A 14,042-nucleotide genomic window follows, 5' to 3' on the forward strand; every position below is an offset into this window, starting at 1 on the left:
GGTCACTGCACGATTCCGGCCTTGCGCAGCCCGTCCACCACGAGCTCGAAATCGGCAGGGTTCTTGTAGGGCAAGATCTTGCGGCGGTATTCCAGCGAATAGTCGGGATTGACGCGGAGTACCTCCTGCCATGCCGCACGGGCCTCGTCGAAACGGCCCAGATGGCCGTAGCTGGCGGCTAGAAGCGCGCGCGAGACGTCGCTGATGGGATTGCGGCTCAACCGCTGCTGCAACAAGTCGACGGCCGTTTCGTACTTTTCCAGCTGAAACCATGCCAACGCCTGGAAATGCAGGAGCACGTCCGGAAAATAGGGGTTCAAGGCCGCGCCGCGCTCGAACCACTGTAGCGCCTCCTCGGATCTACCCGAATAGTGGAGCGCCTCGCCCAGGCTTACGTGCGCTTCGGCGAAGTTCGGATTGAGGACTATCGCGCGCTCAGCCTCGCTGATGGCTCCGTCGTGCCGACGTGTGTAAAGGTAGACCAGACCGAGCGCCCAATGTGCCAAGGGGTCGCCATCATCCACTGCTACGGCCCGCGTCGCAATCTCGGCAGCTTGCTCCATCGATCTCGGCGGCGAGGCACTCCACCTGTTCAAATAGTCGAGCCCATGAGTGAGAGCCAGAAAGGCGTGCGCCGAAGCGAAATTCGGGTCCAGTTCCACGGCACGTTTCAGAACGTCACGGGCGGCAATATTCGTTTCCTTCGTCAGCCGGTGCCACAGCTCCCGGCCTCGCAGGAAACAATCATAAGCCTCCACATTGTGGGTGTGCTCGGGCGCCAGCCGCTGCCGGTCGCCATCCGCCAAATTGACCGCGAGCGCGCCGACGATGTGCTGCGTCACGTCATCCTGCACTGCGAAGATATCGGTCAGGTCGCGATCGAACCGCTCCGCCCAAAGATGGCCGCCCGAGGTTGCATCGATGAGCTGCGCGGTGATGCGCACCCTGTTGCCCGACTTGCGTACGCTGCCCTCCAGCACGTGCCGGACGCCGAGCTTCGTGCCCACCTCCTGCACATGGACGTTCTGGCCCTTGAAGGTGAACGACGAATTGCGGGCTACGACGAACAGCTGCGACAGCTTCGACAGCGCCGTAATGATATCTTCCGAGATACCGTCGGCGAAGTAATCCTGCTCGGCGTCGCCGCTCATGTTGGCGAACGGCAGGACGGCGATCGACAGCTTCGGCGGCGCTGCCGCCGCAGGCCGGACCGCCGCGGTATCCGAAGTCGCGGGCACCTTGGCCCCGGCGGTGCCGACCTGCAGCGAATAGACCCGGATGGGCTCGGCGATGTTCTTGAGCTTGGTGTCGCCGAGATCGTTGACGGAGAGATCGAGCCTCGCCTTGACCTGGCGATAGGCATCTTCTGACAGGCAAATGGCGCCCGGCGCCGCGACGCCCTCCAGGCGCGAGGCGATGTTGACGCCGTCGCCCATCAGATCGCCGTCGCTTTCCTCGACGACGTCACCCAGATGGATGCCGATCCGGAACTCGATACGGCGGTCCTGCGACACGCCGGCATTGCGCTCGACCATGCCGTTCTGCACCTCGACGGCACAGCGCACGGCGTCTACCACGCTGCGAAACTCGACCAGCGCCCCATCGCCTGTGCGCTTGATGACGCGCCCGTTGTGCACGGCGATAGTCGGATCGATCAGGTCGCTACGCAGTGTCCGCAGCCTCGCCAACGTACGATCTTCGTCCGCGCTTGCGAGTCTGCTGTATCCGACCACATCCGCAGCCAGGATTGCGACTAGCCTACGATTCTCGTTCATGGGTCCGTTTCCTCATCTCCACGATAGCAGGAACACGGAGGCAGGAGGGAACTTTCGCAAAAACGGCGGCCACGCAGCCGCCCGATGCGCAGCGCTCCGTTGCCGGATCCACACGGATCGTTCGATGCCCATTTGCGCTGCCGCTTGCCGGCCGACGGCGATCGGTTCATCCTTGTGAGACCGTGGCGGTGTGTACGCAGCGAGATCATGCCGTCACGGCCCCTAGCGAGGTCTGTTCCATGGACTGTTCGGGCTGCGGTTTCGAGATTGAGGGCGGTTACGCCTTCTGTCCGAGGTGTGGCAGGCGCCAGCCCGTGCCATGCGCCAGTTGCGGCTATCCCTGTGCGCCTGATTTCGAGTTCTGTCCGAAATGTGGGGCAAGCGTTGGTGCGCACGCAAAAGCCGTCGAACGGCCTGGCCCGACACCAAGCCGGACCATTGTGCCGCCTTCTCGAACCCCGTCGCTGCTTTCGAACATCGAAAGCGAAGAAGGGCTGCATCCTGTCTCCGACGCCGATCGCCGGACGGTGACGGTGCTGTTCGCCGACCTTTGCGGCTTCACGACACTCAGTGAGCAGCTCGACCCCGAGGTCATGCAAACGCTGCAGAACGAATTGTTCAAGGAATTGACGGCGGCCGTGCGAAACTTTGGTGGTTTCGTCGACAAATTCATCGGCGATGCACTGCTCGCTTTGTTCGGTGCACCGGTCGCGCATGAGGACGATCCCGAACGTGCGCTTCGCGCCGCTCTCGACATGATCGCCCGGACGGCGCGGCTCGGCGAAAGCGCCCCTCACTCCGGCTCGCCTCTGTTGCTCCACATCGGCATAAACACGGGTCCGGTCGTCACCGGCGGATTGGGCATCGGCACCGCCAAATCCTACTCGGTGACCGGCGACACCGTGAATACGGCGCAACGACTGCAATCGCTGGCCGCACCGGGTGAGGTGCTGGTAGGCGAGCTCACTCACAGGTTGACCCGGCATGCTTTCTCTTACGAGTCGCTGGGTGATGTCGTGTTTCGCGGCAAGGCTGGCAGCGTGCTCGTCCATCGACTGGATGCACCGCTTGCGGCGCCGCGTGCAGCACGTGGGCTCGAGGCGCTCGGCCTCAGTGCGCCGATGATAGGTCGTGGTGCGGAGCTCGATAGAATGCTGGCGAGCCTCGACCAGGCGTGTGGCGGCTCGGCCCAACTTGTCCGCCTCGTCGGAGAAGCCGGTATCGGGAAATCGCGGCTGGTGCAGGAGTTCGTGGCCCGCGTCGGCGACGAGGATCGTTTTCGCAGCGTCGCCGTACGGCGGGTCACATGCTCACCGCTGGGCGAACAATCATTTGGCGCTTTGGGCGCAGTGGTGCGCAGCGCTGCCGGGATGATGCAAAACGACAGTGGGGACGAAATGCGCGGCAAGCTCGCAGGCTTGCTTGGCGATCTCGGCCTGCAGGGCGAGGAGGCGAAGCGGCTGATGCCTTTGCTCTACCATGTGCTTGGCCTTGGCGACCCCGATGCCACCTTGCAGCATGTCGAGCCAGAGCAGTTGCGGCGGCAAATTCTCTACGCAGTCCGCACAATCATCGAACGGCGGCTTGCGTTGTCGCCGCTGTTGATTGTCGTCGAAGACCTGCACTGGGCCGACGCCGTGTCGCTCGAGGCGCTACGTTTCGTAATGGACAGGTTGGAACGTACGCGCTTGATGTTGCTGGTCACGCATCGTCCGGCATCGGACCACGGCCAGCTCGACTCAAGTCGGGTCAGTCACACAGCGCTCAGGCTTTCGCCGCTCAACAACAATGACGGACGCACCCTGCTGGCGGCGCTTTTCGGCGAGAGCTGGGTAAACTCCGCAGGCGGGCTTCTCGACCAGATCCTCGAGCGCGCGGGCGGCAACCCCCTTTTCGTAGAGGAGATCGTTCGCGGCCTTGTCGATCGCGGTGTACTGATGCGCGATGGTCAGCAATGGCGGACTGTGGCAGGCGAAGTCGCAACCGGCATTCCCGCCACTATCCAGGCAATGTTGCTTGCTCGCGTCGACCGGCTGCCTCAAGAGGTGCGCCGGTTGGCCCAGGAAGCCGCGGTAATCGGCCCGCGCTTCGATGCCACACTTCTGAGATCCGTGACCGCCGACCCCGGCAAGCTGGAAACCGGCTGCGAACTGCTTTGCGATGCGGAAATCATTGAGGAAGTTGCCGGATCAGGCTCGGTCTCGTCGCAAAGCTACCGCTTTACGCAAACGTTGCTGCAGGACGTGATTTACCAGAATCTGCTCCTGCAACGCCGGACCGACATCCACGGGCGAGTCGGTGCTGCCTTGGAGCAACTTTGCGGCGACAAGCCGGAACGGCTCGAGGATTTGACCGTGCTCGGTCATCATTTCGCACAGAGCGCCGAGCGGGAGAAGGGCGCGCACTACCTGCAGGCAGCGGGCGATCGCGCCCGCATGATATATGCCAACGACGACGCCCTTCGTTTCTACGAGCGAGCGCTGACTGCGCTGGGCACGACCGGGCAGGCACCGCTCAAACTGGCTATTGCAGAGTGCATTGCCGATTTGAGCGGCCCGCTAGGCCGCCGCGAGATCGCGCACCACCACTACGAGACGGTGTTGCAGGCATATCGCGAGTCGGCCAACCATATCGCTTCGGCACGAGTTTTGCGTAAGATCGGTCGGCTGCTCTGGGACGTCGGCAAGCGGGACAACGCAGAATCCCGCTATGCTGAAGCGGCAGCGCTCCTCGATGGGGCGGATGCCCCGGTCGAGCAGGCGCATCTCTGGCAAGAACGTGGCCGACAGGCGTTCCGTGGCGGAGATAACGCTCTCGCGGCAAAATGGGCAGACGCGGCGCTGGATTGCGTACGCGATCTGACAACGGAGCATGTCTCCGAGGCAGGGCGCGATGCCACTCTTGTGACCGCCGAGGCACTCAATACCAAGGCTGTTGCGTTGGCTCGCCTTGGGCGAAACCATGAAGCCGTGCGTCAGGTTGAGCGTAGCATTGAATTGGCCGAAGCCGCCGGCCTGCCGGGCGCGGCCTGCCGCGGCTATACCAATCTCGGCGTGCTTTATACGACCATCGATCCGGCACAGGCGATGGAGGTCTGTCGGCGCGGTCTTGAAGTGGCGCGTCGTATTGGTGATTTGGGTTTCCAGGCGCGCCTCCTCGCCAATCTGGCGGTCGCTTGTTGTACTTTCACGGATCGCTGTCCGACGGAGGGCGTGCCCGCTGCCGAGAAGGCCATCGAGATCGACCGGGCGCTCGACCAGCGTGAGCACCTGCCGGTGCCGTTGATCGTGCTTGGGCAGATCCACCAGTGCAACAGCCGCCCGGAGCTGGCGGTTGGGTTGTTCCACGAAGCACTGGACGTAGCCCGCGAAACGGGCGACCCCCAACTGCTGTTTCCGTGCTATGATGGCCTCGCAACGCTTAATCTCGACCTCGACAATCTGATCGAGGCCGAACGCTACTTTTCCCTGGCGCAGGGTATATGCGCCCAGCACGGGCTCGACCCGGAAGCGCTTGTGGTGCTGCCTTTTCTCGACTAGCCGGGGTTGGAGGTTGCAAATGTCCGCGCAGAGTGACTTGGTGCCGCTTCAACCGGGCGACCGTGCGCCGAATGTTGTACTCGACGCCATTACCCAGGAAGGCAAGATCGCGCTGGACGACTTTCGCGGACAAAAACCCGTGCTGGTCGGCCTGTTTCGAGGTCTGCATTGTGCGTTTTGCCGGCGCCATATCGCCGCCCAGGCGCGGCTCGATCCGGAGCTGCGTGAAAAGGGCGTCGGGAGCCTGACGGTGGTCAACACGCCCATCGAGCGGGCACGTCTCTATTTCCGCTACCACCCGATGCCGAACCTGCTCGCGGCCTCCGACCCTGAGCGCGCTTCACATCGTGCCTTTGGACTGCCCAATCTCGAATTCACCCAAGACGAAACGAGCTGGCCCTACAAGGTTTCGATGGCAACGGCGATGGCTATGCGGGTCGATATGCCAGGCGAGATGCCCGGTCCAATGGATCCTTTTGCAGCCAGCTCATTCCTCGACAAGAAGGACCATTACGAAGTGACCGAAGCCGACGAGCAGATGATGGCAACGGGACACGGACAACTGATCGGTCAGTTCCTGCTGGACCGGCAGGGCATCGTTCGCTGGAGCTTCACGGAGGTTCCAGAGGGTGGGCGATACATGTTCGGGGCGCCAAGCCCGCGGGAGCTGATGTCAGCGGTGTCCCAAGTCGCCCAATAGACTTGTGAACGCGGTAAACGGCGGGACCTGAACAAAGCTGAAGCAATTCAGACGTTGGCCTCGACAAGCCGGACTGTACGGCTCATTCGAGTGCGGCCTCCAGAATGGCGACAAAGTCATCGAGCGAGCGGTCGCCGCGAATCTCGATGCGGGGAAGGTCGATTGGATCGCAATCGAGGTCCGCCGGCCCGTGCCTGCCGCCGAAGCCGGTTCGATAGCCGCACGCCCTGGCCAGCCGGCCAAGCCGCCGGTCGGTGACAGAGAAAGGCGCCGCGAACGTCGTCGTTGGCCGGCCGGTCCATCGCTCGACGAACATGCGTGAGCGCAAAAGTTCGGCGGCCAGGTCGGAGCTCGACAGACCGTCGATGGCGCGATGCGTCGCCATATGGCCTCCGAAGAACGCACCTTCGCCGGCGAGGCGCCGCACCGTCCCGGCGTCCATGAGCGGCGTCGGTGGACCGCAGTCGGCATCCCACTTGGCACTTCCCCCACCAAATCCGTCACCAGGAACACTTCCGCGGTCAGGTCGTTCCCGCGCAAGATCGGCCAGGCATGGTCGGCAAAGTTCTGGAAGCCGTCATCGAACGTGATCAGCACCGGACGGCCAACGAAAGGGTGACGGTTGGCGATGAACTATTCCAGTTGCTCGGACATGATCGCGTGAAAGCCATTGGCGCGCAGCCACCACGATCGAAACCAAGGGATGATGCGCCACGCCGTCTTACCCGCGCCTGGTTCGGAGGTAGAACAGGAGTCCCGACACATAGCCGGCGATTTCCTTCGTCGACCCATCGTCCGCCAGGAACATCGGTACCACACCGCCTACGGTAGCATTGCCCTGGATCATCGAGCTTTCGTTTTTTCGGCAAGAGTCGGCGAATGTTAAAAACGGATGACGGCATCGGACGGCAGCACAGCCCTGTCAAGATCGGGGCGAATTGGAGGCAGGCAAGAAAGACTTGAAGACAGGCTGGAATGGCAAGCACTCATGTCCGACGGCGTAGAGCTGAGATCGATGCGCCCGTGCATTTCCGCCCGCGCTTTCTTCACCGCTCGGGTGAGGATCATCTGGTCTTCGCCACACCAGCCGCTCTGTCAATATCCGCCGACGACCGGCAATATCTCGCCGGTGATGTAGCTCGAGCAGTGCGGCGAGGCGAGGAACACATAGGCGGGCGCGAGTTCTTCCGGTTGCGCCGGTCGTTTCATCGGCGTGTCGGCGCCAAACTTCGCCACATCATCTGCTTCCTTGTCCGCTGGATTGAGCGGCGTCCATACCGGACCCGGCGCCACGGCGTTCACTCGTATACCCTTGCCGATCAGGCTGCCGGAGAGCGCTCGCGTAAAGGCATGGATGCCGCCCTTGGTCATGGAATAGTCGACCAGCGCCTTCGAGCCCTCGATACCCGTGACCGAGCCGGTGTTGATGATGGCCGAGCCGGGTTTCATGTGCGGCACGGCCTCCTGAGCCATATGAAAATAGCCGTAGAGATTGGTCTTCAGCGTGGTGTCGAAATGCTCTTCGGTCAGTTCGCTGAAATCCTGGGAGTGAATCTGGAAAGCCGCATTATTGACCAACACGTCGATCCGCCCGAATTTTTCAACCGTCTCCGCCACCGCCCTCTGGCAATGTTCGCGCTTGCTGACATCGGCCTTCACCAGGATGCAGCTTGCGCCCTCCTTCTCGACAGCCTCCTTTGTCTCTTGGGCGTCCTTGTCCTCCGCCAGGTAGACGATCGCAATGTCGGCGCCTTCTCGGGCAAACAAAACCGCTACAGAACGGCCGATGCCGGAATCGCCACCTGTGATCAAGGCGACTTTGCCGTCGAGTTTTTTCGATCCGAGGTAGTAGGGCGCGTCGTAAAGCGGAGCGGGCTCGATCGCCCACTCATGCCCAGGCTTTGGCTGGTGCTGCTCGGGGAAGGGCGGTTCGGGGTAATTTCGCGCGCCTGCCTGCATGGCGCCTTGCTGTTTGGCTTTGGGTCTCGATTTGTCCTTTGCATCGATGCTGCGCTGGATGTGGCGCTGCTTGGCCGCCTCGCCGGCGATTTCCGATTTCATCCGCATGGCTGTCTCCTGATCTGGAGAACGAACAACTCCCGTCAGACAAAAAGGTTTACGCCGCTCGCATCATTTCCTTTATCGGTCGCTGCTGTCGGCCGCATCGGAGCTGCGGCTCCCTTGTCACCTGTTTAGCTGAAACGGCTGGCGCGGAAGGTTGCGAGCATTGGGTGTGGATTGCCCGAGACGATCTCGCGGGCGAGCAACTCGCCGACAATCAGTCCGAGCGTGGCGCCGCTGTGGCTGAAGGCAACGTGGAGACCAGGGACGGTCTCGAGTTCTCCAAGCACCGGCTCGCCGTCGCGGGGGATAGGCTTCGGGCCGACGGCGTAGGCGGCGAGCTGGAGACGCGGATTGCCGTCGAGCACTGCACTGGCTTCGTCGAGCAGTCCCTGGACGGTCCTGTCGTGCACGGTGTAGGTGCCGTCCGAGTTGGCGACGACCTCTTCCTCCGACCATGCCGAATCCAAAACAAGCGCACCATCGGGCGTTGGCCGCACCGCCACCCGCGGCGTGTTCAGAACGGCACGAAGGTCGGTCTTGATCGGTTGGGTTTTCAGGAGCAGCGAAATCGGCGTGGCGTCGGGGACATGAACGCCAATCTCGGCGAGCGCGGCTGGAGTGGCTGGTCCAACGGCAAGCAGCACTGAATCTGCCTTTAGCGGCTCGCCACCAGCGGTGACGACGCCGCGAGCGCGGCCCCCCATAATATCAATCCGCACGCGTCCGGCATCCTCGACAAGCTTGCCGCCCTTGGCGCGGAATTCCTTGAGCAGCCGATCGATCAGAGCGGGCAAGTCGACCCATCCCTCGCCAGGATTGAAGATCGCGCCCTGTGGACTGATCGCACCGGTATTCACACCGGGCGTCACGGCGGCAACTTCCGCCGGGCTGAGCAACAGGGCGTCATAGCCGATATCCTGCTCCAGTTGGCAGATCGAGACGATCTGGTTTGTGTTCTCGTCCGCATCCCAAGTCAGGCCGCCGTCGAAGCGGAGCCACGATGCCGTTTCCGGCTTTGTGGCAGCCAGCGTGCGATAGCGGTCGATGCCAGCGAGCCTCAAGCGATGATAGGCGGTGTCGGCGCGCCGCGCCGAGTTCAGCCAGGAAAGTGAACGGCCCGAGGCCCCATTGGCCGGCGCACCATCGTTCACGATCGTCACGTCGAGGCCAAGACGAGCAAGATGCAGAGCGGAGGAGACACCAAAGATGCCTGCGCCGACGACGATCACCTGGCGCGGCTTTGAGGATGCGGTCATGGAGAGTTCCTTCTACGCGGAAGAGGAATGGGAATGCCGACATTGGGCGAAGAACGGTAGGTCTAGTAATCCTTCAGCTTCTTCATGTAGCGCCGGCCCTCAAGCATCGGCCGGTCGCGCAGATCGGCCAGCTTGTAGGCAAACCGCCATAGAGTGTCGAAGAAGACCAGGGGCACGAGATAGGGCTTGATCCGATCTGCCATGCCCATGAGGTCGAGTTCCGTTGCGTCCACAAGCAGGATGTTCTCACGGCTGCCATATTGGAAAAGAAAGTCGCGCGCGCGCTCAGTGAGGCGCCGCGTCTCGTCCAGCCCCAACATCACAATGAAGCCTGCATCCTCGTCCACCACCTCGAAAGGCCCGTGGAAGAACTCGTTGGCATGTATGGCCTGCGAATCGTACCACTGCATCTCCATCAGGACGCAGATTGCGTACGAATAGGCCGCGCCATAGCTGGCACCGCTGGCGAGAGTATAGATTGCCTTGCGCGGCGCGAAACGGGGTGCAAAGGCCTGAAACCGGTCGGCATAGATCCGGTGCGCACGATCGATCGCCGGCTGGAGATGGCCGAGGCTGATCAGCAGGTCGGCGGTCAGTCCGGCATTCTCTCGATCGTCGATCAGGCCAGCGAGCACCATGTAGAGCACTCCGTAGTTGCTGTAGGCTGAATCGATTGTTTTGCCGGTCGTGTAGGAAGCCTGGTAGGCGACCGGGTGGTCGACCGCCCCAGCAAGCGGCGATGTTTGGTCGAGTGTCATGCCGATCGTCGTGGCGCCTCGATCCCGCGCATGATTGGCAGCACGCACCGTTTCCCTAGTGGTTCCGGTCTGCGAGCAAAGGACAACGAGCGTATCGGGTCCCAAGCGCCGTGGATCACGGCAGACGAACTCATCCGCATTGTAGATGTCGCAGGCCATCGTGCCGCTGTGACGGTCGACGAAGTATTTTCCTGCCATCATGATGGAGAGCGAGCCGCCGCACGCCACGAGAAATAGATGCGAAAACCGCCTGCCCGCCGTGGCGGCCAGGGCGCGTTCTACATCGGCGGGCAGTGCGGAAATCATGAGCATCCTCGTCTCGTTCGGAAAGCTTGAGGCCGGCGCACAATTGACAAACAGCAGTCATTGTGTGAACGTTCTCATATTCATAAACCGAAAGTTCCGCCATGGTCAAGATTGCCGCGATGGGCGATAACGTTGTCGATTGCTATATTGCCCGGGGCGAGATGTATCCTGGCGGCAACTGCCTCAATGTGTCGGTCAATATCAGCCGCTTCGGCGGGCAGACGGCATATGTCGGAGCGATCGGCGGAGACCGCGCCGGGGACCTGATCCACACCGCGCTGTCATCGGAGCGCGTCGACGTCAGTCGGCTGCGCCGCCTCGACGGGCCCACCGCCTACTGCCTCATAGGTCACCACAATGCCGATCGGATTTTCCTGACCTTCGATCTCGGCGTGTCGATGTTCACGCCGAACCGAGAAGATCTCGATTTTCTCTCGGGCTTTCAGGCCACCCACATCGGTCAGTCTAGCGGGCTCGATGCATGGATACCGGAGATTGCCAATAAATCGCTGGTTTCTTATGATTTTTCGACACGTCGGGAACCGGAGCATCGCCATTCGATCGGACGCTACTGCTATCTGGCCTCGGTGTCGGGTGACGGTCTCGATGACAAGGAATCGGACGCAATTGCATCCGAATTGCTTGCATGTGGTTCCAAATGGGTCCTTGTCACGCGTGGTCGGGCCGGTGCGCTGCTTCGCAGCCACTCCGTCTCCTGCCGCGTCCCGGCGCGACTGGTCGAACCGGTCGACACGCTGGGCGCGGGCGACACCTTCATCGCCCGAACGCTATTCGGCCTTCTTAAGCAAGAGGCACCTCGGGACATTCTCGGCCAAGCCGCCGAGGCAGCGGCGGCTACATGCCAGTACTACGGGGCGGTCGGCCATGCGGCGGCGATCGATATAGGCGTGGTCACGTCCGAAATCCTGCTCCGAGCGCAGCGCCTACAAGACGGAACGGTGTAGTTGCCGGGTTCTCCATGACAATTGACGTAAAGAATTTCCGATGCTAACGTGAGAACGTTCTCATCATGAAACCAGGCGTCGCCTGAGAGCGTCGGTCCGTGGATGAGAGCTCAAGTGGGATCGCAGGCCGAGTACGGCTATCAATGAGAGGAGAAGACATGCAAACGAATTCGAGCAGGCGTCGGCTGATCAAATGTGGTCTGGCCGCGACCATTGCGCTGGTGACCGGATTTGGAACTTTGGTCGCGTCAACGCAGTCAAAGGCGGCCGACAATCCCTACAACCTCATTGATCCTTCGGCGATCAGTGTCGGGACGATGGGCGATGCAAAACCTTATGTCTTCACCGACGCCAATGGCAATTTCACGGGGTTCGACGCGGAACTGTTCCGTGACGTGGCCCACCGGCTCGGTTTCAAGGACGAGCAGGTCGTTTTCACCGGCCAGGAATTCTCGGCGCTGCTGCCCTCCGTTGCCAACGGCCGTTTCGACGTGGCCGTTGCCGCCATCGGCACGACCGCGGAGCGCAAGAAGACCGTGGATTTCAGCGACGGCTACCTCGCTGGCTACCTGTCGATCATCTCGGCCGATCCGGCACTGACCAGCAATGAGAGCACCGCCGGAAAGCGCATCGGCGTGATCCAGGGTACACTGCAGGAAATCTATGCCGAGAAGAACCTGAAGGGTGACATCGTCAAATTTCCCGACAACAACACCGCGGTAGCTGCACTCAACAACGGAACGATCGATGGCCATTTCACCGACTACGAGTCGGCCAAGCAGTATGTCGAGCGCTATAAAAACCTCAAGATAACGATGAACGTGCCATCCTTCGATGCGCCGGCGGGCTTCGTCGTAAAAAAGGGCAATGACACCTTTCGCGAGGCGCTGAATAAGGCGCTGCATGCGGCCATGGACGACGGCACCTGGAAACGGCTGCACGAAAAGTGGTTCCCAGGCACCCCGATGCCGGACCAGTATCTGCCCAAGAAGTAGTCCGCAGGGCGTCTTTCATCGATGCTTTTCGGCCGGGCTCGTGAGCGATGTGCCCGGCCGCATTTCTGGTGGGATTGAATATGAGCTGGCTCGATACATTCACGCGCAGCTTCCTGGACTTCCAGGCGATGGTGGACGTCCTGCCCAACATGATCATGGTGGGTCTGAAAAACACCTTGATCCTGGCGATCGCGTCGACCCTGTTCGGCACGCTGATCGGAATGGTGCTCGCCGTGATGGGGATCTCCGAAAGCTGGCCGCTGAAGCTCATTGCACGATTTTATACCGACATCTTTCGCGGGCTGCCCGCCATCGTTACGATCCTGATCATTGGCCAAGGGTTTGCCCGGCTGGGCCGCGACTTGTTCGGTCCGTCACCTTATCCTTTGGGCATTCTGGCGCTCAGCCTGATTGCCGGGGCCTATATCGGAGAAATCTTTCGCTCAGGGATTCAGAGCGTCGAACGCGGGCAACTCGACGCCACGCGTACTCTTGGCATGACGTATGGCCAAGGCATGAGGCTGGTGGTTATTCCGCAAGGCATCCGCCGCGTGCTGCCGGCACTGGTCAACCAGTTCATCGGCAACGTCAAGGATTCCAGCCTTGTCTACTTCCTCGGGCTTCTCGCTTCGGAACGCGAACTGTTCCGGGTGGGGCAAGATCAGGCCGTCCTAACCGGCAACCTCTCCCCGCTGTTGCTGGCGGGCATATTCTACCTGGTGATCACGGTGCCTTTGACCCACCTTGTCAACTATATCGATGCGCGCATGCGCGTCGGCAAGCGCATCGTCGCTGTGCAGAGCGGGCTCAAGGAAGTCGCCGAGCTTGCCGAAGCGGGCAGGCCGGACGTTGCGAAGTCGTCCGCGGCGGCGACGACGCGTTTCAAGGGCGGCGGCATTGAAGTCAAAAACATAGATATGGCCTATGGCAACCTTCAGGTCCTGCATGACGTCAGTCTGAAAGTAGAGCCAGGGACTGTCACCTGCCTCATCGGGCCATCCGGGTCGGGCAAATCAACGTTGCTGCGATGCCTGAACCGGCTCGTCGAATGTCGCGCGGGCGACATTCTGCTCGATGGCGAAAGCATTCATAGGTCGACGCCTGACCAGCTTCGCCGGCGCGTCGGCATGGTTTTCCAGCAGTTCAATCTGTTTCCCGACCGCAGCGCGCTCGCCAATATCACTTTGGCACTGCGCAAGGTCAAAGGCGTGTCGCGCGAAAAGGCCGACCGCTTGGCCCAGGAACGACTCCAGGAGGTCGGGCTGCTGGAACGCAAGGATCACCGGCCGGCCAATCTTTCGGGCGGACAACAGCAGCGGGTGGCTATTGCGCGGGCGTTGGCGCTCGAACCTGAAGTCATGCTTTTCGATGAGGTCACCAGCGCCCTTGATCCGGAACTGGTGAAAGGCGTTCTGAATTTGATGGCAGACCTTGGGCAAAGGGGAATGACCATGGTCGTGGTCACGCACGAGATGAATTTCGCTCGCAAGGTCGCGAACCAGGTTGTGTTCATGGATGAGGGCCGGATCGTCGAAGCAGGGCGGCCGCAGGATCTTTTCGACAATCCGCAGAGCCCACGCCTTCGGCGCTTTCTGTCTGAGGTGTTGTGATTGCAATGATGTGCGCAACTTCGGGTGAGGTGGTTTTCAACCTTGCGGGACAGGGTCTGCTGCCGCTAGCTCGT

Annotated in this window: 10 protein-coding genes and 1 pseudogene; 5 read left to right on the top strand and 6 right to left on the bottom strand. The window is 61.5% G+C overall.

The window, feature by feature from the left end:
* Positions 1–2 precede the first annotated feature (2 nt).
* Positions 3–1,775, bottom strand: coding sequence for an adenylate/guanylate cyclase domain-containing protein (locus FJ934_RS15150; protein ID WP_140610405.1), 1,773 nt, complete (start codon positions 1,773–1,775; stop codon positions 3–5).
* A 239-nt stretch (positions 1,776–2,014) separates the two neighbouring features.
* Here FJ934_RS15150 and FJ934_RS15155 point away from each other — a divergent pair, with 239 nt between their 5' ends.
* Both FJ934_RS15155 and FJ934_RS15160 read left to right on the top strand, forming a co-directional pair.
* A complete protein-coding gene (locus FJ934_RS15155) occupies positions 2,015–5,314 on the top strand; it encodes an adenylate/guanylate cyclase domain-containing protein (RefSeq protein WP_140610406.1) in 3,300 nt (1,099 codons plus the stop codon).
* A gap of 19 nt (positions 5,315–5,333) precedes the next feature.
* On the top strand, positions 5,334–6,014 hold the full coding sequence (locus tag FJ934_RS15160; RefSeq protein ID WP_140610407.1) for a redoxin domain-containing protein: 681 nt from the start codon (positions 5,334–5,336) through the stop codon (positions 6,012–6,014).
* Positions 6,015–6,096: 82 nt separating this feature from the next.
* Here the strand turns inward: FJ934_RS15160 and FJ934_RS28400 are convergent, their stop codons facing one another.
* From FJ934_RS28400 to FJ934_RS15180, 5 genes and pseudogenes are all read right to left on the bottom strand, one after another.
* Entirely contained in the window at positions 6,097–6,456 is a 360-nt protein-coding gene (locus FJ934_RS28400; protein WP_246671519.1) for a polysaccharide deacetylase family protein, read from the bottom strand.
* An 86-nt stretch (positions 6,457–6,542) separates the two neighbouring features.
* Positions 6,543–6,611, bottom strand: a pseudogene (locus tag FJ934_RS28405) (hypothetical protein); the annotation flags it as partial.
* Positions 6,612–7,109: 498 nt separating this feature from the next.
* Positions 7,110–8,081 carry an SDR family oxidoreductase gene (locus FJ934_RS15170; protein WP_140610408.1) on the bottom strand — a complete coding sequence of 324 codons (972 nt, stop codon included), beginning with the start codon at positions 8,079–8,081 and terminating at the stop codon, positions 7,110–7,112.
* Between the two features lie 125 nt (positions 8,082–8,206).
* Positions 8,207–9,334 (bottom strand): FAD-binding oxidoreductase, encoded by a 1,128-nt coding sequence (locus FJ934_RS15175; protein WP_140610409.1) that lies wholly within the window; start codon positions 9,332–9,334, stop codon positions 8,207–8,209.
* Between the two features lie 62 nt (positions 9,335–9,396).
* The gene (locus tag FJ934_RS15180) at positions 9,397–10,404 is read right to left on the bottom strand and encodes an SIS domain-containing protein (protein ID WP_246671520.1); all 1,008 of its coding nucleotides are present in this window, start codon (positions 10,402–10,404) and stop codon (positions 9,397–9,399) included.
* 95 nt (positions 10,405–10,499) lie between these two features.
* Between FJ934_RS15180 and FJ934_RS15185 the strand changes: the two genes are divergently transcribed.
* From FJ934_RS15185 to FJ934_RS28675, 3 genes are all read left to right on the top strand, one after another.
* A complete protein-coding gene (locus FJ934_RS15185; RefSeq protein ID WP_140610410.1) occupies positions 10,500–11,363 on the top strand; it encodes a PfkB family carbohydrate kinase in 864 nt (287 codons plus the stop codon).
* A 158-nt stretch (positions 11,364–11,521) separates the two neighbouring features.
* A complete protein-coding gene (locus tag FJ934_RS15190) occupies positions 11,522–12,358 on the top strand; it encodes an ABC transporter substrate-binding protein (RefSeq protein WP_140610411.1) in 837 nt (278 codons plus the stop codon).
* Positions 12,359–12,438: 80 nt separating this feature from the next.
* On the top strand, positions 12,439–13,968 hold the full coding sequence (locus tag FJ934_RS28675; RefSeq protein WP_140610412.1) for an amino acid ABC transporter permease/ATP-binding protein: 1,530 nt from the start codon (positions 12,439–12,441) through the stop codon (positions 13,966–13,968).
* The last annotated feature ends 74 nt before the right edge of the window (positions 13,969–14,042 follow it).

The organism is Mesorhizobium sp. B2-4-12 (genome assembly GCF_006441575.1).
Taxonomy (GTDB): Bacteria; Pseudomonadota; Alphaproteobacteria; order Rhizobiales; family Rhizobiaceae; genus Mesorhizobium.

Excerpts from the sequence above, each read along its gene's own strand:
- FJ934_RS15150 (WP_140610405.1), bottom strand. The coding sequence starts at position 1,775 with ATGAACGAGAATCGTAGGCTAGTCGCAATCCTGGCTGCGGATGTGGTC.
- FJ934_RS28400 (WP_246671519.1), bottom strand. The coding sequence starts at position 6,456 with ATGGACGCCGGGACGGTGCGGCGCCTCGCCGGCGAAGGTGCGTTCTTC.
- FJ934_RS15175 (WP_140610409.1), bottom strand. The coding sequence starts at position 9,334 with ATGACCGCATCCTCAAAGCCGCGCCAGGTGATCGTCGTCGGCGCAGGC.
- FJ934_RS15155 (WP_140610406.1), top strand. The coding sequence starts at position 2,015 with ATGGACTGTTCGGGCTGCGGTTTCGAGATTGAGGGCGGTTACGCCTTC.
- FJ934_RS15190 (WP_140610411.1), top strand. The coding sequence starts at position 11,522 with ATGCAAACGAATTCGAGCAGGCGTCGGCTGATCAAATGTGGTCTGGCC.
- FJ934_RS15185 (WP_140610410.1), top strand. The coding sequence starts at position 10,500 with ATGGTCAAGATTGCCGCGATGGGCGATAACGTTGTCGATTGCTATATT.
- FJ934_RS28675 (WP_140610412.1), top strand. The coding sequence starts at position 12,439 with ATGAGCTGGCTCGATACATTCACGCGCAGCTTCCTGGACTTCCAGGCG.
- FJ934_RS15170 (WP_140610408.1), bottom strand. The coding sequence starts at position 8,081 with ATGCGGATGAAATCGGAAATCGCCGGCGAGGCGGCCAAGCAGCGCCAC.
- FJ934_RS15180 (WP_246671520.1), bottom strand. The coding sequence starts at position 10,404 with ATGCTCATGATTTCCGCACTGCCCGCCGATGTAGAACGCGCCCTGGCC.
- FJ934_RS15160 (WP_140610407.1), top strand. The coding sequence starts at position 5,334 with ATGTCCGCGCAGAGTGACTTGGTGCCGCTTCAACCGGGCGACCGTGCG.